The following is a 19,629-nucleotide window of genomic DNA, read 5'->3' as shown; positions in this document are numbered from 1 at the left end:
TCGTGGCTTCCTTCGTCGAACGAGCGGGTGACCCCCGCGATGGTGCGACGAGCGTACCCAGGGTCCGCGCGGGCCGCGACGGGACGCGCCCGTGCCGCGAAGGCCCGTGGCACGATGGCGCCATGAGCTCCTCTCCCGTCCGTCCCCAGCGCATCGACCTCGGTGAGATCGTCACCCGGCTTCCCGAGCAGGGCGCCGACGCCGACGCGCGCGCACTGCTCGCGTCGGGCACGAGTGCGCGCGACGCGGCCCGCGCGGTCCCGTCGTCGTCGCTCGTGTGGGCGCTCCTCGCCGAGGAGACGCTCGACGACGATGCCGTCGCCTCCTACGCCTTCGCGCGCACCGGCTACCACCGCGGGCTCGACGCGCTGCGGCGCGCCGGCTGGCGCGGCGTGGGCGCCGTGCCCCTCGACCACGAGCCGAACCAGGGCTTCCTCCGGGCGCTCGACGGGCTTGCCCGTGCCGCCGAGGCGATCGGTGAGACGGACGAGGCTGAGAGGTGCGCAGGCTTCCTCCACGACTGCGGAACCGACGCAGCGGCGGTCGACGCGCTCCGCTGAGCCATGCCCGGCGCACGCCAGTGCATCTCAGGGGACCTGTGGACCGGGTCGACGGGCGGGTCGTTCCGGTAGACTCGCGTGGGATCCCGGCCGCTGTCGCCGGCCCCCGGTGAGAGGCGCAGCCGCCCCGCCGTCACGAGGACAGCTTCGGAAGCGGTGATCCACATGCCAGCGATCGTGGTCGTCGGTGCCCAGTGGGGCGACGAAGGCAAGGGCAAGGCGACGGACCAGCTCGGCTCCCAGGTCGACTATGTCGTGAAGTTCAACGGTGGCAACAACGCCGGCCACACGGTGGTCGTCGGGAGCGAGAAGTACGCGCTTCACCTCCTGCCCTCCGGCATTCTCTCGCCTGGCGTCACGCCCGTCATCGGCAACGGTGTCGTCGTTGACATCGAGGTGCTCTTCGAGGAGCTCGACGCGCTCATCGCGCGCGGCGTCGACGTCTCGCGCCTGCTCGTGTCGTCCGCAGCGCACGTCATCGCGCCGTTCCACCGCACTCTCGACAAGGTCTCCGAGCGCTTCCTCGGCAAGCGTCGCATCGGTACGACCGGCCGCGGGATCGGCCCCGCGTACGCGGACAAGATCAACCGCGTCGGCCTGCGCGTCCAGGACCTCTTCGACGAGAAGATCCTGCGTCAGAAGATCGAGGGGTCGCTCGACCAGAAGAACCACCTCCTGGTCAAGGTCTACAACCGCCGCGCGATCACGGTCGACGAGACGGTTGCTGAGCTGCTCCAGTACGCAGAGCGACTGCGCCCCATGGTGGCCGACACCTCGCGCGTCCTCAACGAGGCGCTCGACGCCGGCAAGACCGTCCTCTTCGAGGGTGGCCAGGCGACGATGCTCGACGTCGACCACGGCACCTACCCGTTCGTCACGTCGTCGAACGCGACCGCGGGCGGCGTGTGCACGGGCTCGGGCGTCGGCCCCACTCGGATCGACCGAGTCGTCGGCGTCATCAAGGCGTACACGACGCGCGTCGGCGAAGGCCCGTTCCCGACCGAGCTCTTCGACGAGATGGGTGAGTTCCTGCGGACGACGGGCGGCGAGTTCGGTGTGACCACCGGCCGTCCCCGCCGCTGCGGCTGGTACGACGCCGTCATCGCGCGTTACTCGTCCCGCGTCAACGGCCTCACGGACTTTGCGCTCACGAAGCTTGACGTCCTCACGGGCCTCGAGCAGATCCCCGTGTGCGTCGCGTACGACGTCGGCGGCGTGCGTTTCGACGAGATGCCGCTCAACCAGTCCGACTTCCACCACGCGAAGCCGATCCTCGAGTACTTCCCCGGCTGGACCGAGGACATCTCGGGTGCCCGCACGTTCGAGGAGCTCCCGGCGAACGCCCAGGCGTACGTCCTCGCGCTCGAGGCCATGTCGGGCTCGCGCATGAGCGTCATCGGCGTGGGTCCCGACCGTGAGGCGACAATCGTGCGTCACGCGCTCGTCTGAGCAGCACCACGGGCGCGGCCCGCACCCGTCCAACGTCCGTCGGCCCCGTCATCGTGAGGATGACGGGGCCGACGTGTCTGCTGGGGGTGGTGCGGGGGAGCACTCAGCTCGTGGCTGAGGCCCCCGCGGTCGTAGAGCCGCTCGGCTCGTCCGCGGAGCCGTCCTGCTCGCCCTTCTGGTCGTCCGACGACGAGGGGGCGGGCTCGTCCGCGATGATGCGCTGCCAGATCGCGTCGGCCTCGGGACGCCACACGACGCGGTTCTTGTCGCGCGGGTCCGCCGCGAGGGGCAGCTCGGTGAAGACGACGTCGTCCATGCGGATGTGCTGGAGCGAGAAGGCGAGGCCCGCAAGGGCTGACGTCGTGCCGAGGTCTGCGCTCGTGCTCATCGCACCGAGGACTGACTTGACGACTGCGTAGAGCTTGGGGGAGTCGGTCACGAGGTTCTGCGAGAGCATCTGGTCGGCCATCGCGTTGAGGAAGAACTGCTGCCGCGTGATGCGGCCGAGGTCCGAGCCATCCATGCCGGGACCCTTGCGCACGCGCAGGAACTCGATCGCCGTCTTGCCGTCGAGCGTCTGCTTGCCCGCAGGGAGGTCGATCTTCGTGTACCGCGGGTCGCCCTTGATGGGCTGGTCGAGCGTGACCTCGACGCCGTCGAGCGCGTCGACGACGTCGACGACGCCCGTCATCTTCAGCACGACGTGGCTTGTGATGCGGACCCCGGTGAGGTGCTCGACGGTCTTGACCGTGCAGGCGGCGGCCGTCTCGAGGTTCTGGGTGCTGCCCGCACCGATCGCGAACGCCGAGTTGAACATCGCGTAGCTGCTCGCGTACGAGGTCCCGCCGTCGCCGGTCGTGCACGAGGGCATCTCGACCATCGAGTCACGCGGGATCGAGACGACCTCGACGTGCTTCCGGTCGCCCGAGATGTGCACGATCATCGTCGTGTCCGACGCCATCGTGTCGGCGTCGCCGGCGAGCGCCGCGTTCTCGGCGTCGCGCATGTCGGTCCCCATGACGAGGATGTTCAGCTGCTTGCCCGCGTACGGGTCGGTCGGGTCCTCGACGAGAGTCGGACGGTCCGTGCCGAGCAGCCCGTCGATGTCCTGGACGTTGAGCGAGCGCTGGAGGTCGTAGTTGACCATCGCGGCGGCGGTTCCACCGAAGGCGAGAACGCCGGCGACCGTGAGCCCGACGGCGCGCAGCGCGCGGTGGTCACGACGGACGTGGGCGTGGCGGGAGGACCGAGTTGCGGAGGGCACGCTAGCAACTTAGCGGCACGTCGCAGTGGGTGGGAGTGGGGTGACTGTCGGATCAGGTGAGGGAAGGTGAAGATGCGGTGCATGAGGTAGTGCGGAGCGTCCGTGGACGCCTCCGGCGGGCCGTGGTGGCTCGCCCGTAGGATTCCCACGTGAAGATCCTCGTCCTGGGAACAGGTGCCCGCGAGCACGCCATCGTCCACTCCCTCGCGTCCGAGGGCGCGCACGAGCTGCACGCCGCGCCGGGCAATCCCGGGATCGGTGTCATGGCCGCGCAGCACGAGGTGAGCGTGACCGAGGCGCCCGCTGTCGTGGCCCTTGCGGAGCGGCTCGGCGCCGAGCTCGTCGTCATCGGTCCCGAGGCTCCGCTCGTCGCAGGCGTGGGCGACGCGTTGCGTGCTGCCGGCTTCCCCGTGTTCGGCCCGGACGCGGCCGCTGCCGCGCTCGAGGGCTCGAAGGCGTTCGCGAAAGAGGTCATGGCGGCCGCGAACGTCCCGACCGCGCGCCCCGTCGTGTGCACGACGCTCGCCGAGGTCGAGGCCGGGCTCGACGACCTGGGTGCTCCGTACGTCGTCAAGGACGACGGTCTGGCCGCGGGCAAGGGCGTCGTCGTGACGACGGACCGCGCTGAGGCGCTTGCGCACGCAGCTGCGTGCCTCGAGGCCCGCGGCGCGGAGGCTCGCGTGGTCCTCGAGGAGTATCTCGACGGGCCCGAGGTCTCTCTCTTCTGCGTCTCGGACGGCCGCACGGTCCTCCCGCTCGCCCCCGCCCAAGACTTCAAGCGCGCCTACGATGCTGACGCGGGGCCGAACACCGGGGGCATGGGCGCGTACTCGCCCCTCCCGTGGGCTCCCGCAGGACTCGTCGACGAGGTCGTCGCGACGGTTGCGCAGCCGACGATCGACGAGATGGCCCGACGCGGCACCCCGTTCGCCGGGATCCTCTACGTGGGCCTCGCCCTCACGTCGAAGGGCACCCGCGTCGTCGAGTTCAATGCGCGCTTCGGTGACCCCGAGACCCAGGTCGTGCTCGCGCGGCTGCGCACGCCTCTCTCGTCCGTCCTCTACGCGGCGGCGACGGGCACGGTCGGCTCGCTCGGAGCGCTCGAGTGGTCGGACGAGGCGGCGGTCACGGTCGTCGTCGCCGCGGGAGGCTACCCGGGCGACGTGCGTTCCGGGGATCCGATCACGGGCATCGACGCTGCCGCGGAGCTGGCGGGTGTGCACGTGCTGCATGCCGGGACGTCATCGGTTGACGGCACGCTCGTCGCGACGGGCGGTCGCGTCCTGTCAGTCGTCGGCGTCGGGGCTGACCTCGACGTGGCGCGCGAGGCCGCCTATGCGGGCGTCGGTCGCATCACTCTCGAGGGCTCTCACCACCGGTCGGACATCGCCGCGCGCGCTGCGGGCCTGGGGGAGCCGATCGCCACGCCTGCCCTCGCCGTGCCGGGCGGCGGGACGGCGCTCGATCTTCCTGGCTGGCGCCACGTCTACTCGGGCAAGGTCCGGGACCTCTACGAACCCGTGGGCGAGCACCCCGCGGGCGACGTCGTGCTCGTCGTCGCCTCCGACCGGATCTCGGCCTATGACTACGTGCTGGCGAGCGAGATCCCCGGCAAGGGCACGGTGCTCACGCAGCTGAGCCTGTGGTGGTTCGAGCAGCTGGCCGACGTCGTCGACCACCACGTCGTTTCGGTCGAGACGTCGCGCGCGGACGGCGACGGGCTCGTCCCGGCCGCGGTCGCGGGCCGCGCGATGATCTGCCGGCGTCTGGAGATGTTCCCCGTCGAGTGCGTCGCTCGTGGCTATCTCACGGGCTCGGGGCTCGTCGAGTACCGGGCGACGCGCACGGTGTGCGGGGTTCCGCTGCCCGACGGTCTCGAGGACGGCTCAGCGCTTCCGGAGGCGATCTTCACCCCGGCGACGAAGGCTGAGGTGGGCGAGCACGACGAGAACGTCTCGTTCGACGTCGTCGCCGAGCGAATCGGCGTCGAGAACGCCGCTCGTCTGCGCGCGCTGACGCTCGAGGTCTACACGCGTGCGGCCGGGCTCGCACGTGAGCGGGGCGTCATCCTCGCTGACACGAAGCTCGAGTTCGGGCTCGACCCCGTCACGGGCGCCATTGTCCTGGGCGACGAGGTGCTCACGCCTGACTCGTCGCGCTTCTGGGCTGCGGACGAGTGGCGGCCGGGGCGTGCTCAGCCGAGCTTTGACAAGCAGCACGTGCGGGACTGGCTCGTCTCGGCGGCGTCGGGCTGGGACCGCGCGAGCGGTGCCGAGCCGCCTGCGCTTCCGGACGAGGTCGTGGACGCGACGCGGGAGCGGTACCTCGAGGCGTTCGCGCGTCTGACGGGCCGTCCGCTCGACTGACGGCACCGCGATATGGCGCAGGTCACAGCGCGGCGCTTAGGTAAGGCATGCCATACTTGAGGCATGGCTTCCGTGACCGCGACCCCTCGCCGTGTCCGCACGGCGTCCGCGTACCGCGCCTTCGACGTCGCGGTCGCGCGCGTCGTGCGTCTGTCGCCGTCGTTCGTGCGCGTGACCTTCGTCGGTGACGACCTCGCCGATCTCGGCCGCGCAGGCCTCGATCAGCGCCTCAAGCTCGCGCTTCCCGCCCCCGACGGCACCCCGGCTCGTCGCGAGGACTTTGACGGCGACGACTGGTTCGCCCGGTGGCGCGAGGCGCCCGCCTCCGAACGCAGCCCCATGCGCACGTACACGGTCCGCGCGATCAGGGGCGCGGGGACCGCGACCGAGCTCGACATCGACATGGTCCTGCACGGAACCGGCCCGGCTGCAGGGCCCGCGTCTCGCTGGGCCGCGGCCCTCTCCCCCGGCGCCACCGCCGTCATCTCCGGACCCAACGCCAGGTGGCAGGGCGATGCGGTCGGCCTCGAGTGGGCCCCGCCCATCGGCGCGCGTCGAGTCGTTCTCGCGGGCGACGAGACCGCAGCCCCGGCGATCGCCGCGATCTGCGAGTCGCTCGCCCCCGGAACCGACGCCGAGGCCTACATCGAGATCCCCGTCCCGCAGGACGCGCTCGACCTCACCCTTCCTGCGGGCGTCCGCCTCACGTGGCTCCCGCGCGTCCCCGGCCTGCCCGCCGACGTGGTCGTCGGTCCTGCAGGCGAGGTCACGCTCCCGGGAGGGACGCGCGTGGCCGCGCACGACGGCGCCCCGCTGCCGCACGGCGCCCGCCTCGACGACGCAGTGCGTCGCGCCATGGCGGCTCGTGTCGACGGGTGCGGCATCTGCACCGTGGGTCGCTCGTGCGGCCTGGGGCACGCCCGCCTGCCCGACGTCGTCGAGGACGTCGACGTCGACACGACGGTCCTCTGGGACACACCCGCGACGCAGGCCCGCGCCGGCGCGGCAGACTCTCCCGTCGAGCCCACCGGGGCAGCCGACGGTTGTTACGCCTGGATCGCCGGGGAGGCCGCGACCGTTCGCGACCTCCGCAGGCACCTCGTCCAGGACCTCGGCGCCGACCGTCGTTGGGTGGCCTTCATGGGCTACTGGCGCCTCGGCCGCGCGGAGTGCTGACACGCGAATCGCCCTCCCGCACCACCCTTTGACGAAAGGCACCACCGCCGTGATCTCCTCACGCACCCGCCGTCCGCGCGCCTTCGCAGCGGCAGTCACGAGCCTCCTGGCCGCAGCCGCGCTCACTGCCTGCACGACGGACACCCCGGCTGGGTCGACGCCGGCTCCGGCCGCGCCGACGACCGCGTCTGACGCGGCCGCGTTCCCCGTGACCGTCTCGCATGTCTTCGGTTCGACGACGATCGACGCCCAGCCGCAGCGCGTCGCAACGGTCTCCTGGGCCAACCAGGACGCGGCGCTCGCCCTGGGCGTCGTCCCCGTCGCGATGCCGGCTGCCACGTACGGCGGCGACGCCGACGGTCTCCTGCCGTGGGTCCGCACCGCGCTCGAGGGCGCCGGCGCGCAGACACCCGCCCTCCTCGACGAGGCCGACGGCCTCGACTACGACGGCCTCGCCAAGGCTGCCCCCGACCTCATCCTCGGCGTGTACGGCGGCTTCGAGAAGCCCGACTACGAGAAGCTCTCGAAGATCGCTCCGACCGTCGCCTACCCGGATGCCGCATGGGGCACGTCGTGGCAGGACCAGCTCGCGATGACGGGCACGGCGCTCGGCCTCGACGCCAAGGCAGCCGACGTCAAGGCGTCGATCGAGAAGCAGATCGCCGACGCGGTCGCGGACAGCCCCGCGATCCAGGGCAAGAGCTTTGCGTACCTGTCGTTCACGTCGAGCGACCCGTCGAGCGTGTTCTTCTACACCGCAACCGACTCGCGCGTGCAGTTCCTCAAGGCACTCGGCATGGTTGACGCCCCCAAGATCACCGAGCTCTCGGCGACCACCGAGGGCTTCTTCGGCACGCTCTCGGCCGAGCTCGTCGACCAGATCGATGCTGACGTCGTCCTCGCCTACGTGGACAACGCGGAGCACCTCGAGGCTGTCAAGAGCGACCCCCTGCTCGGCAAGATCCCCGCGATCCAGCGGGGTTCGATCGTCGCGCTCGACGACCCGACGTTCAACCTCTCGACGTCGGCTCCCTCGCCGCTCTCGGTCCCGTGGGCGATCGAGGCGTACGTCCCGAAGCTCGTTGAGGCGGTCAGCAAGCTCGGATGAGTACCGCACGATGACAACGCCGACGCGACCAGCGGCCGCACCCAGCAGGGTGCGGCCGCTGCGCCGTGCGCCCGCGCTCGCTGCGGGGTTGCTCGTCGGCGTCGTCGTCCTGGCTGTTCTCGTCGTCGTGTCGGTCGGCGTGGGTGCGCGGCAGGTCGCGCCGGCTGACGCATGGCAGGCACTCACCTCCTTCGACCCCGCGAACTTTGATCACGCCGCCGTGCGCTCGCGTCTTCCGCGCACGGTCGTCGCGATGATCGTGGGCGTTGCGCTCGGCCTGGCGGGCACCCTCATGCAAGGCCTCACGCGCAACCCGCTCGGCGACCCCGGGATCCTCGGCATCAATGCGGGCGCGAGCGCTGCCGTCGTCCTTGGCATCTTCGTCGCGGGTGTGAGCGACCCGCGCGGCTACGTCTGGTTCGCGTTCGCCGGGGCGGCGGGGGCGACCGTCGTCGTCCACGGTGTTGCGTCCGCCGGGCGGGAGGGCGCCACGCCGGTCAAGCTCGCGCTTGCGGGCGCGTGCGTGACGGCGGCGCTCACGAGTCTCGTCACGGCTGTGCTCGTCACGCAGACCGACGCTCTCGACACGTTCCGCTTCTGGCAGGTCGGCTCGGTCGGTGGCCGTGACCTCGGCCAGATCGCGCCGCTCGCCCCGTTCCTCGCCGTGGGCGTGGTTCTCGCGCTCGCCTCGGGCCGCATGCTCGACATCGCCGCGCTCGGTGACGATGTCGCTCGCGGCCTCGGGCAGCGCGTCGGGCTCACGCGCGTCATCGTCGGGTCGGCCGTCGTTCTGCTCTGCGGAGCCGCAACGGCGCTCGCCGGGCCGATCGCCTTCGTCGGCCTCGTCGTACCGCACGTGGGACGCGCGATCACGGGCTCCGACCACCGGTGGCTGCTGCCGTACTCGGCGGTCCTCGGTGCAGCTCTCCTCGTCGTGTCAGACATTGTGGGACGCGTCGTCGCCGCGCCCGGGCAGCTCGAGGTCGGGCTCGTCACCGCGGTCGTCGGCGCTCCGGTGTTCATCGTGCTCGTGCGCCGTCGTCGGCTGGCAGAGCTGTGAACGCGCGCTCCGCGGTCGCTGAGCCCGGTGCCTCCACCGCCGCGGCCACGGCCGTGCCCGCCGTGGCACAGGTCCGTGCGGTCCGCGCCCGTGGGCGTCGCCGCCGCGTGCTCGTGGGTGCGTCGCTCGTGGGTCTCGCGCTCGTCCTCACCGTCGTGACCCTCACGATGGGGTCGTTCAAGGTCGCGCTCGTCGACGTCGTGCGCATCCTCGGCGGGGAGCAGATTCCCGGTGCGACATTCATCATCATGGAGCAGCGCCTGCCTCGGCTGCTCACCGCGCTCGGCGTCGGCGCCGCCTTCGGGACGTCGGGAACGATCTTCCAGACGCTCGTCCGCAACCCGCTCGCAAGTCCCGATGTCATCGGGATCACGGCGGGAGCGAGCGCGGCCGCGGTCCTCGGCATCACTGTCGGCGGGCTCGGCGCGGTCGCGGTCGCGCCGATCGCGCTCGTCGGCGCCCTCGTCACCGCCGTGGTCATCTACGTGCTCGCGCGGCGGGGGACCATCTCGGGCTACCGCTTCGTGCTCGTCGGCGTGGGCGTGGCGGCCGTGCTCAACGCCGTGACCGCGTGGGCGCTCACGCGTTCTGAGGTCACCGAGGCCTCGCGCGCGCTCGTGTGGATCACGGGCTCGCTCTCGCGCGCCTCGTGGACGGACGTGCCGGTGCTGTGGGCCGCGCTCGTCGTGCTGCTGCCGCTCGCCGGGCTCGCTGCGCTGGGGCTGCGCGCCCTCGAGCTCGGCGACGACGCTGCCGCGGGCCTTGGTGCACGCGTCGAGCCTGCGAAGGCCGGGCTGCTCGTCGTTGCGGTCGCCCTCGCGGCCATGGCGACCGCTGCGGCGGGCCCGGTCGCGTTCGTCGCGTTCCTCTCGGGGCCGGTCGCCCGGCGCCTGACGGGCGGCGGCGTCTCGCTCGGTGCGTCGGCCCTCACCGGTGCCTGCCTCGTGCTCGCCGCGGACTTCGTCGCGACGTCGCTCCTGCCGACCGCGTTACCGGTCGGTGTCGTCACCGGGGTGCTGGGCGCCCCCGTCTTGCTGTGGCTCATGGCGCGCGTCAACCGCGCCGGGGAAGGTGGATAAGTGGACGACGATCACGGGTCGGCTGGCTGCGGCGCCCACGGGGTAGCCGAAGCGGCTGGACATACCCTCGCGGCTGCGGGGCTCAGCCTCGGCTACGGCGAGCGGCTCGTCGTCGACGACCTCACCGTGACGATCCCGCCAGGCCGCGTGACCGTCATCGTCGGAGCCAACGCGTGCGGCAAGTCGACGCTGCTGCGCGGGCTCGCACGCCTGCTCGCACCGCGCTCCGGCGCGGTGCTGCTCGACGGTGCCGACATCGCGAGCCGCCCGACGAAGGACGTCGCACGCGTGCTCGGCCTGTTGCCGCAGACGCCGCTCGCGCCCGAGGGCATCACGGTCGCGGACCTCGTCGGGCGGGGGCGTTACCCGCACCAGGGCTGGCTGCGCCGGTGGACCCCCGACGACGACGCGGCCGTCGCCGAGGCGCTCACCCTCACGGGCGTGCTCGACCTCGCAGGGCGGTCGGTCGACGAGCTCTCGGGCGGACAGCGGCAGCGCGTGTGGATCGCGATGACGCTCGCGCAGCGCACCCCGCTGCTGCTGCTCGACGAGCCGACGACGTTCCTCGACGTCGCCCACCAGGTCGACGTGCTCGACCTTCTGGCGGACCTCAACCGTGACCTGGGCCGGACGGTCGTCATGGTGCTGCACGACCTCAACCTCGCGGCGCGCTACGCGCACCATCTGGTCGCGATGAAGGACGGGCGGATCGTCGCGGAGGGCGTGCCGGCCGACGTCGTGACGGAGGCGATCGTCGAGGAGGTGTTCGGGCTGCGCAGCCGCGTCGTGCCGGATCCGGTGACGGGCACGCCGCTCGTCGTGCCGCTGGGGCGGCGCCGCGCGGCTGGCTGATCCGACCGTCTCCAGGAGCGAGTGTGTGGGGGTTGCTTCCAAAGTCGTCTTCGGCGCCTGCCCCTTCTGCTCGGCGTGCTCGGCGGGCTCGTCACCGCCGTCCTCGCGCTGCTGCGTACCTCCGAGCTGACCACTGTCTCGGGGAGGCGGTGTCCAACGTGTGGGTGGCACGACGGCGCCTCCCGCACGGGCGGTAGGCTGGCCGCGAAACCCTCACGACTGTCGGACCTCGAGTCCGCGAGATCCTCAGGAGCACCCCGTGGGACGCGTTGTCGTCGATGTCATGCCCAAGCCCGAGATCCTCGACCCGCAGGGCAAGGCCGTCGTCGGGGCGCTGCCCCGCCTCGGCTTCACCCAGTTCACGAGCGTCCGCCAGGGCAAGCGCTTCGAGCTCGAGGTCGAGGGTCCCGTCACCCCCGAGGTCCTCGCTGCCGCGCAGCAGGCGGCGGAGACGCTGCTCTCGAACCCCGTCATCGAGGACGTCGTCCGCGTCGCGGACGCGAGCTGATGGCCGCCGCGACCGGCGCCCGCATCGGCGTCGTCACCTTCCCCGGCACGCTCGACGACCGTGACGCCGCACGTGCCGTGCGCCTCGCGGGCGCCGAGGCCGTCGCGCTGTGGCACGCCGACGACGACCTCCAGGGCGTCGACGCCGTCGTCCTGCCCGGCGGGTTCTCCTACGGCGACTACCTGCGCGCCGGCGCGATCGCGCGGTTCGCGCCCATGATGGACAAGATCGTCGACGCGGCGAACGGCGGCCTGCCCGTCCTCGGAATCTGCAACGGCTTCCAGCTCCTCACCGAGTCGCACCTCCTGCCGGGCTCGATGATCAAGAACGACCACCTGCACTTCGTCTGCCGCGAGCAGGTCCTCTCCGTCGAGAACACCTCGACCGCCTGGACCAACCAGTACGCGACCGGCGAGCGCATCACGATCCCCCTCAAGAACCAGGACGGTCAGTACGTCGCCGACGAGCACACGCTCGACGAGCTCGAGGGCGAGGGCCGCGTCGTCTTCCGCTACGAGGACGTCAACCCCAACGGGTCGCGTCGCGGCATCGCCGGCATCACGAACGAGCGCGGCAACGTCGTCGGCCTCATGCCCCACCCGGAGCACGCGGTCGAGGTGGGATTCGGTCCCGACGCAGAGCGCGGCGCACGCGCCGGCACCGATGGACTGCGCTTCTTCACGTCGGTCATCAGCTCCCTCGTCCGCGCATGACGCCTGAGCGCCCCGGGGCCTCGGCCGCCGGGGTGCTCCCGGCAGATCTCACCGTCGCCGACGTCACCTGGGACGACCCCGACGGGGCCCGCCTTCGCCACGCGCAACAAGCGGAGATCGCCGTCCGGTATGGCGGTCACGACGACGTTCAACCGGCCGACGGGTGGGAGCTTCGCCCCGACGACGACGCACCCACGGCAGGCGGCGCACCCACGGCCGGCGCCGCACCGGTCGGGCCGACGGACCCGGTCGCGCACGGCGTCGACCCCGCAACCGTCGTCGCTGCCGTCACGGTGAGTGTTGACGGCGTTGCGGTCGGCTTCGGAGCGCTGCGCGACATCTCCGGGGACGAGGACCCGTCGGGGATCGTCCACGCGGACGGAACGCTTGAGCTCAAGCGGCTTTACATCGCCCCCGCCCACCGCGGCCGCGGCCTCTCGCGCATCGTGCTGCGCGCTCTCGAGGCACGAGCGACCGCGCGCGGCGCGAGGCGGGTGGTTCTCGAGACTGGGACGCAGCAGCCCGAGTCGATCGGCCTCTACCTTGGCGAGGGCTACCTGCCGATCGAGCAGTACGGCGAGTACTGGGGGGAGCCCGACTCCCGCTGCTTCGGCAAGGACCTGCCCGTGCCCGTCGTCGTCACCCCCGCCGCCTGGAACGATCCCGAGGGCCGCGCGCTGCGCGTGCGGTTCCAATCCGACGAGGTTGCGCCCTTGTACCCGCAGCTCGCCGAGGCCGTCACGGCGGCAGGCGGCTTCGACACGGTTGACGTTGCACTCGGGGAGCGCGTCGTCGCAGGTGCGCTCGCGCGACGCGCGGGCGACGTCGTCGGATGCGGGTTCCTCGCGACTGTTGCCTCACCCGACGCCGCGCGGCACGGTACGGCTCCGCTCGGGGCTGAGATCGACGACGCCGCGCTGCACCCGGCCGGTCCCGACGCGAACGGGCGTGACATCATCGTCCCCGACGTGCTCGTCCCCGACGCCGCCACGACCGAGCCCGGCCCAGGCACGCTCGAGATCGTCAAGGTCTACGTCACCCCCGAGGCCAGACGTTGGGGCGTCGCGCGGGCGGTCGTCAACGATCTCGTCAGCGTTGCCCGCGGACTCGGCGCACACAGGCTCGTGCTCGTCACCGGGGTGCGGCAGCCGGCCGCCGTGACCCTCTACCGCTCGATGGGCTTCCGGCCCGTCTACCCGTTCGGCGAGTACAGCGGCTCGTCGACCGCCCTGTTCTTCGAGCTCGAGCTCTAGTGCTGCCGGTGCGTCGACGCGGCGCCGTCTGAATCTTCTTGCAGGATGGACGTGACGGGATTCGTCGCCGAGTGAGCGTGCCGGGCCAGTGTGGCCTGCACGTGCGGCGGAGGCTCGGAACGTGTGCAGCCCGCGGAAACAGGCGGTCGATGCCGCTCGCCTGAGGGGCAGAGGCGGGATAGCGCTGCAACATTGCCGTACGCGTACGTCACGACTGCAACACGGCATCTGAAAGGTCTTGCAGGACCGGTAACGCTCTGCCATATTGGTCGCAACGCGCCGTCGCGCCCGCACGCGACGGCCGTCCTCAGGGGCTGCCGCGCGGGAGCCGCGGCCCGAGACCACATGCAGAAAGGCATCACCGATGAAGGTGAACAAGACCGCAGCCGCCGCGCTCGCAGCCGGAAGCATCGCCGCTACCGTGCTCGCAGGCTGCTCCTCGAGCGCCACCGGCACGACCCCCACCACCACCGCCACCACACCTCCGAGCGGCGCAGCAGCAACGCTCACCGTGTGGGTCGACGCGAACCGTGCCGTCGAGCTCAACGACATCGCCGCACAGTTCAAGGCTGAGAAGGGCATCGAGGTCAAGCTCGTCCAGAAGGAGTACGGCGACGTCATGAAGGAGGACTTCGTCAAGCAAGTCCCCACCGGCAAGGGCCCAGACGTCATCATCGGCGGCCACGACTGGCTCGGCCTCTTCGTTCAGAACGGCGTCGTCGCGCCTCTCGAGCTCGGAGACGCCGCCGCCGGATTCTCTGACGTCTCGCTCCGGGCCATGAGCTACGAGGGCAAGAACTACGGGCTTCCCGTCTCGCTCGAGAACGTCGCGCTCCTGCGCAACACGGCCCTCGCCGACTCAACTCCTGGCACCTGGGACGAACTCGTCGCCGCAGGCGAGAAGATCGTCGACGCCAAGGACGCAACCTACCCCGTCCTCGTCCCGTCGGGCCCAGAGTCCGACCCGTACCACCTCTACCCCCTGCAGACCTCGTTCGACGCACCGCTCTTCGGCACAGCGAACGACGGCAGCTATGACCCCTCACAGCTCCTCATCGGCTCGGACGGCGGCAAGAAGTTCGCTGCCAAGCTCGTCGAGTGGGGCAAGGAAGGTGTGCTCAATACGAACATCACCGGCGACATCGCCCGCGATGAGTTCGCCGCGGGCAAGTCGCCCTACATGATCTCGGGCCCATGGAACCTCCCTGCACTCAAGGACGCGGGGGTCGACTACGCGATCGAGGCCATCCCGAGCGCGGGCGGCAACGCCGTCACGCCGTTCGTCGGCGTCCAGGGCTTCTTCGTCAGCGCCAAGAGCACCAACGCGCTGGCAGCGAACGAGTTCGTCGTGAAGTACCTCGGTTCCGAAGAGGTCCAGCTTGCGCTCTACGAGGTGGGAGGGCGCCCGCCAGCACTCACGTCCGCATTCGACAAGGCCGCGGCCCAGAACCCGGACGTCGGCGCGTTCGGCAAGGTCGGGCTCGCAGGCGTCCCCATGCCGTCCATCCCCGAGATGGGAGCCGTGTGGAACTACTGGGGTGCGACGCAGGCCGCACTCGTCAACAACACCGCAGGTGACCCCGCAGCTGCCTGGTCCGACATGGCCGCCAAGATCCAGGCCGACATCGCCGGCTGACGACTCCGGGCTCGGGACGTGCCCGGCACTTCCCGAGCCCGGGCACCACCACTGGAGCCACCATGACTGCCCCCGCGATCCAGAGCGAAGCTCCGGCCGCCGCCCCTCGCCCGTCCACCCCGGTGCGCATCGCACCGGGCCGCGCCGCCCGTGCCGTCCTCGTCAAGATCGCCCTCCTCGGCATCCTCGACGCTCTCGTCGTCTACGCAGCCCTCACGCTTCTCGCGTCAGACGAACCCCTCCTCGCTGTCGCCGCAGTCGTCGCGGCAGCGATCGTCAACTGGGTCTACCTTCGTCGCGGCTGGCTGCCGGCCAAGTACCTCGTGCCGGGAACCGTCTTCCTCCTGCTCTTCCAGCTCTTCGTCATCCTCTACTCGGGCTACATCGCCTTCACCAACTACGGTGACGGCCACGTCGGAACCAAGGACGACGCGGTCGCGGTCATCCTCAGCAAGTCCCTCGACCGCGTGCCCGACTCCCCGGCGTACCCCATGAGCGTCCTCGAGCGGGACGGCGAGCTGTCGTTCCTCGTCCAGACGCCCGAGGGCATCGTCATGCTCGGCGGTGACGAACGGCCGCTCGCCCCCGTCGACGGAGCGCAGCTCGACGGCACGACTCCCGTCGGGCTCGAGGGCTACCGCACCCTCGACTTTGCGGCGATGATCGCCGACCAGACGCGCATCGCCGCGACAAGCGTGCCGTTCTCGGAGGACCCCGAAGCAGGAGCGTTGCGCACCCAGGATGGCTCGACGGCCTACCGCTACGCGACGACGATGGACTGGGACCCGGAGGCAGGGAGCTTCACCGACCGTGCCAGCGGGACCGTCTACAGCGACACCGGCACCGGCTCCTTCACGTCGGCCGACGGCGCAGAGCTCATGCCGGGATGGAAGATCGACGTCGGCTTCGAGAACTTCACGCGCGCCTTCTCCGAGAAGTCGATCCGCGGTCCGCTCCTCGGCGTCGTCATCTGGACCTTCGTCTTCGCAGGCGTCTCGGTTGCCTCGACCTTCTTCGCCGGCCTCCTCCTCGCGCTCCTGCTCGATGACCCGCGGATCCGCCTGCGCCGCACGTTCCGCGCGCTTATCATCCTCCCCTACGCATTCCCGCCGTTTCTCTCAGCTCTCGTGTGGTCCGGGCTGCTCAACCCCGAGTTCGGGTTCATCAACCAGACCCTGCTCTCTGGAGCCGACGTCCCCTGGCTCACGGACCCGCTGCTCGCCAAGGTGTCCATCCTTCTCGTCAACCTGTGGCTCGGGTACCCGTATATGTTCCTCGTCGCGACCGGCGCGCTGCAGTCGATCCCGAGCGACTACGTCGAGGCAGCCGAGATGGATGGCGCCGGTGCCTGGCGACGGCTCGCGAGCATCCGTCTGCCACTGCTCATGGTGACGATGGCTCCGCTGCTCATCTCGTCGTTCGCGTTCAACTTCAACAACTTCAACCTCATCTACATGCTCACCGAGGGCGGCCCACAAGACATCTCGACCGAGATGAACGTCGGCGCGACCGACATCCTCATCACCCTCGTCTACAAGGTCGCGTTCGGTGAGACGAGTGGACGTGACTACGGGCTTGCGAGCGCGTTCTCGATCATCATCTTCGTGCTCGTCGCCGTCTTTGCCCTCTACAGCTTCCGCCGCACCCGGTCCTTGGAGGACACGCACCGATGAGCATCTCGCACGCGCCCGCACCGCGCCGTCACCGCACAGCCCTCACGCTCGTCGCCAAGCACGCGGCGGCCGTCGTCGTCGCGGTCTGCGCCGTCTTCCCGATCCTCTACGTGCTCTCCGCGTCGCTCAACCCCAACGGAAGCCTGGTCGGCTCGAACGCCCTGTTCAGCCGCATCGACCTTGCGAACTACATCAACCTGTTCAACCGGCCCGCGCAGCCCTACGGCGACTGGTTCATCAACACCCTCGTCATCGGGGTCGTCGCGTCGGCAGGAACCGTGCTCCTCGCAGCGCTCGCGGCCTACGCGTTCTCCCGTCTGCGGTTCCGTGGGCGTCGAGCGGGCCTCGTGAGCATCCTGCTCGTGCAGATGTTCCCGCAGCTGCTCGGGGTCGTGGCGATCTTCCTGCTGCTCACGACGATTGGCGATGTCTTCCCGGGCATCGGCCTCGACACGCACGCGGGCCTCATCCTCGTCTACCTCGGTGGGGCGATGGGCGTGAACACCTATCTCATCTATGGCTTCTTCAACACGGTCCCGGCCTCGATCGACGAGGCGGCCAAGCTCGATGGCGCGGGGCACGCGCGCATCTTCTTCACGATCATCCTCAGGCTGTCGGCGCCGATCCTCGCTGTGGTCGCGCTCCTGTCGTTCATCGGCACGTCGAGCGAGTTTGTCGTCGCGAGCGTCGTGCTCACCGACCCGCACCAGCAGACGCTTGCCGTCGGCCTGTTCCAGTTCGTGTCGCAGGAGACCTCGGCCAACTGGTCAGTCTTTGCTGCTGGAGCTGTCCTTGCGGCTCTTCCTGTCGTCGTCTTGTTCTTTGTCCTGCAGAAGTACATCGTCGGCGGTCTCACCGCGGGTGCGGTGAAATGAACGTCGTCCAGGCCCGACGCTAGACTCCCGACATGGCTGCCACTCTCGCTGACATCGCTGCGCACGCCGGGGTCAGCGAGGCGACGGTCAGTCGCGTCCTCAACGACAGGCCCGGGGTCGTCGCCGCCAAACGCCAGGCTGTGCTCACGGCTCTCGACGTCCTGGGGTACGAGCGGCCGCCGCGGTTGCGGCGCCGAACAGGGCGGCACGTGGGGCTCGTCCTGCCCGAGTTCACCAACCCGATCTACCCTGCGTTCGCGCAGGCCCTCGGCCCCAACTTCGCGCGCCGCGGCTTCACGCCTCTCGTGGGCTCGCAGGCTGAGGGCGGATTGCACGAGGACGAGTACGTCGAGATGTTCGTCGAGGCCGGCGCGGCCGGCATCCTCTTCGTCTCGGGGCGTCACGCCGACGCGACCGCGTCGACGGCTCGCTACGACGAGCTGCGTGACCTTGGGCTACCCCTGGGCTTCGTCAACGGGTTCCGCGACGGCATCGACGCCCCGTTCTTCTCGATCGACGACCGCGCAGGGGCGGTGCTTGCCGTCCGTCACCTCGTCGCCATGGGCCACACGCGGCTCGGGCTCGCGCCAGGCCCAGAGCAGTCGATCCCTGCTCGACGTCGCGTCGAGGGTTTTCGCGCCGCGGTCGCTGAGGCGCTCGGCGAGGAGGCCGACGCCCCGGTCGTGGCCGGTCCGCTCTCGGACGACGGTGGCGGCCACGCCGGCCGCGCCCTGCTCGACGCAGGATGCACCGCGATCGTGTGTGGCAGCGACCTCCTTGCGGTGGGAGTTCTCGCGGAGGCGCGCCGTCAGGGGCTCTCGGTGCCCGACGACCTCTCAGTCGTCGGCTTTGACGACTCCGTGCTTGCCCGCCATTCGTGGCCACCTCTCACGACCGTGAGGCAGCCGGTCTCGACGATGTCGATCGCGATCGCTGACGCTTTCGTCGGCGAGATGAACTCGGTTCACGCTCAGCGCAGTGAGTACGTCTTCCAGCCGGAGCTCGTCGTGCGCGAGTCGAGCGGTCCCGCGCCCCGCTGAACAACCTGCCCGGCTCAACCAACCCGACCGGCTCAACCCACCTGCCCCGCGCCCTTGACGTGGACGTCCGCGCGGCCGAGACGGGAGGGCTCGGCCGCGCGGACGGGACCTAGGCGGTGGCCGCAGCTGCGTCGTCGCGCACAGTCGCCGCGTCGGTCGACGCAGCCGTCTCGGCAGCGCGCGGCATCGCGCCGGGGAGGACGACGAATGCGGCGCCGTGCGTCCTCACCGTGAGCGAGTCCGCGTCGGTCGAGATGACGGCGTCGCCGAGCGAGACGACGGCCGCAAGCACGGGCCCCGTCGCCGCGAGCGGAACGGTGAGCGTGGTTGCGGCACGCGTCGCGACGACGATGACCCGCTCGTCGGTCGTCTCGCGGACGAACGCGAGCGCGTCCGCGTCTGCCTCGAGCCAGCGCAACGCGCCGTCCTGGAGCGCCGCGGAGCCCGTGCGCAATCGCGTGAGCGTCCGGTACGCGTCCCCCAACCGCGGTTCGGTGCCCCACGGGATCGGGGCGCGCGCATCCTCACCGTTGACCCCCCTCAGGCCGAACTCATCGCCTGCGAAGAGCACGGGCGTCCCCGGGAGCGTGAGCGAGAGACCGGCTGCGACAACGTGCGCGGCATCGTCCGCGCGCTCCGCGAAGCGCGGAGTGTCGTGCGTGTTGATCGCGTTCATCGCCAGTTGTCGCACGGGCCACGGGAACGCGGCGGTGAAGCGGCGATAGCTGGCGACGAGATCGGCGGCGGTATAGCGAGGCTCGATCTCGTATGGGATGCCGAAATGGTGACGGGGGTGCGGCTCGCTGCGCCGCAGCCAGTGCCACAAGGGACGGGTGAAGGCCGCATAGCTCATGGGTGCGTGCCATCCGTCGCCGTCGAAGTCGCGGCTCGCGTCAGGGACTGCTGCACGGATAGGTGACACCCACCCGTGGTGCTGACCAGCACCGCTGAGAGGATGTCCCCATGTCCAAGCGCTATCCCCGCGAGTTCCGCGACGACGTCGTTCGCGTCGCCCTG

The 19,629-nt window shown here is 70.6% G+C and carries 17 protein-coding genes; 15 read left to right on the top strand and 2 right to left on the bottom strand.

What is annotated here, in order from left to right; translation table 11 throughout:
• The first annotated feature begins 122 nt into the window (after window positions 1-122).
• Window positions 123-560 carry a DUF3151 domain-containing protein gene (locus ACTVCO_RS11680; protein WP_443728609.1) on the top strand — a complete coding sequence of 146 codons (438 nt, stop codon included), beginning with the start codon at window positions 123-125 and terminating at the stop codon, window positions 558-560.
• A gap of 165 nt (window positions 561-725) precedes the next feature.
• Entirely contained in the window at window positions 726-2,009 is a 1,284-nt protein-coding gene (locus tag ACTVCO_RS11675) for an adenylosuccinate synthase (RefSeq protein WP_443728608.1), read from the top strand.
• A gap of 103 nt (window positions 2,010-2,112) precedes the next feature.
• Here the strand turns inward: ACTVCO_RS11675 and ACTVCO_RS11670 are convergent, their stop codons facing one another.
• Window positions 2,113-3,273: an LCP family protein gene (locus ACTVCO_RS11670; protein WP_443728607.1), complete on the bottom strand. Its 1,161-nt coding sequence runs from the start codon at window positions 3,271-3,273 to the stop codon at window positions 2,113-2,115.
• 149 nt (window positions 3,274-3,422) lie between these two features.
• On the opposite strand from ACTVCO_RS11670, the gene purD reads away from it, so the two are divergent.
• The 13 genes from purD (at window position 3,423) to ACTVCO_RS11605 (ending at window position 18,612) form a co-directional block, all read left to right on the top strand.
• The gene (gene purD / locus ACTVCO_RS11665; protein ID WP_443728606.1) at window positions 3,423-5,639 is read left to right on the top strand and encodes a phosphoribosylamine--glycine ligase; all 2,217 of its coding nucleotides are present in this window, start codon (window positions 3,423-3,425) and stop codon (window positions 5,637-5,639) included.
• Between the two features lie 63 nt (window positions 5,640-5,702).
• Complete coding sequence (locus ACTVCO_RS11660) at window positions 5,703-6,815, top strand: siderophore-interacting protein (RefSeq protein ID WP_443728605.1); 1,113 nt, start codon at window positions 5,703-5,705, stop codon at window positions 6,813-6,815.
• A gap of 49 nt (window positions 6,816-6,864) precedes the next feature.
• Window positions 6,865-7,923, top strand: a complete 1,059-nt coding sequence (locus ACTVCO_RS11655; RefSeq protein WP_443728604.1) for an iron-siderophore ABC transporter substrate-binding protein — start codon at window positions 6,865-6,867, stop codon at window positions 7,921-7,923.
• A gap of 10 nt (window positions 7,924-7,933) precedes the next feature.
• Window positions 7,934-8,983, top strand: coding sequence for a FecCD family ABC transporter permease (locus ACTVCO_RS11650; RefSeq protein WP_443728603.1), 1,050 nt, complete (start codon window positions 7,934-7,936; stop codon window positions 8,981-8,983).
• On the top strand, window positions 8,980-10,062 hold the full coding sequence (locus ACTVCO_RS11645) for a FecCD family ABC transporter permease (protein WP_443728602.1): 1,083 nt from the start codon (window positions 8,980-8,982) through the stop codon (window positions 10,060-10,062). Before ACTVCO_RS11650 ends, ACTVCO_RS11645 begins: the two co-directional genes overlap by 4 nt.
• A complete protein-coding gene (locus ACTVCO_RS11640) occupies window positions 10,063-10,914 on the top strand; it encodes an ABC transporter ATP-binding protein (protein ID WP_443728601.1) in 852 nt (283 codons plus the stop codon).
• 259 nt (window positions 10,915-11,173) lie between these two features.
• Complete coding sequence (purS, locus tag ACTVCO_RS11635) at window positions 11,174-11,422, top strand: phosphoribosylformylglycinamidine synthase subunit PurS (protein ID WP_443728600.1); 249 nt, start codon at window positions 11,174-11,176, stop codon at window positions 11,420-11,422.
• The gene (gene purQ, locus ACTVCO_RS11630) at window positions 11,422-12,135 is read left to right on the top strand and encodes a phosphoribosylformylglycinamidine synthase subunit PurQ (protein WP_443728599.1); all 714 of its coding nucleotides are present in this window, start codon (window positions 11,422-11,424) and stop codon (window positions 12,133-12,135) included. Before purS ends, purQ begins: the two co-directional genes overlap by 1 nt.
• Window positions 12,132-13,388, top strand: coding sequence for a GNAT family N-acetyltransferase (locus ACTVCO_RS11625; protein ID WP_443728598.1), 1,257 nt, complete (start codon window positions 12,132-12,134; stop codon window positions 13,386-13,388). Before purQ ends, ACTVCO_RS11625 begins: the two co-directional genes overlap by 4 nt.
• Window positions 13,389-13,752: 364 nt before the next feature.
• Entirely contained in the window at window positions 13,753-15,024 is a 1,272-nt protein-coding gene (locus ACTVCO_RS11620; protein WP_443728597.1) for a sugar ABC transporter substrate-binding protein, read from the top strand.
• Window positions 15,025-15,086: 62 nt separating this feature from the next.
• Window positions 15,087-16,697 (top strand): ABC transporter permease subunit, encoded by a 1,611-nt coding sequence (locus ACTVCO_RS11615; protein ID WP_443728596.1) that lies wholly within the window; start codon window positions 15,087-15,089, stop codon window positions 16,695-16,697.
• On the top strand, window positions 16,694-17,572 hold the full coding sequence (locus ACTVCO_RS11610; protein WP_443728595.1) for a sugar ABC transporter permease: 879 nt from the start codon (window positions 16,694-16,696) through the stop codon (window positions 17,570-17,572). Before ACTVCO_RS11615 ends, ACTVCO_RS11610 begins: the two co-directional genes overlap by 4 nt.
• A 32-nt stretch (window positions 17,573-17,604) precedes the next feature.
• Entirely contained in the window at window positions 17,605-18,612 is a 1,008-nt protein-coding gene (locus ACTVCO_RS11605) for a LacI family DNA-binding transcriptional regulator (RefSeq protein WP_443728594.1), read from the top strand.
• Window positions 18,613-18,721: 109 nt separating this feature from the next.
• On the opposite strand, the gene ACTVCO_RS11600 is transcribed toward ACTVCO_RS11605, so the two are convergent.
• Window positions 18,722-19,534 (bottom strand): alpha-amylase family glycosyl hydrolase, encoded by an 813-nt coding sequence (locus ACTVCO_RS11600; RefSeq protein ID WP_443728593.1) that lies wholly within the window; start codon window positions 19,532-19,534, stop codon window positions 18,722-18,724.
• Window positions 19,535-19,629: the final 95 nt, after the last annotated feature.

Source organism: Sanguibacter sp. A247, assembly GCF_052324925.1.
Taxonomy (GTDB): Bacteria; Actinomycetota; Actinomycetes; order Actinomycetales; family Cellulomonadaceae; genus Flavimobilis.
Note: the sequence above shows the minus strand (reverse complement) of the source record. Positions and strands in the feature narration are given on the sequence as shown.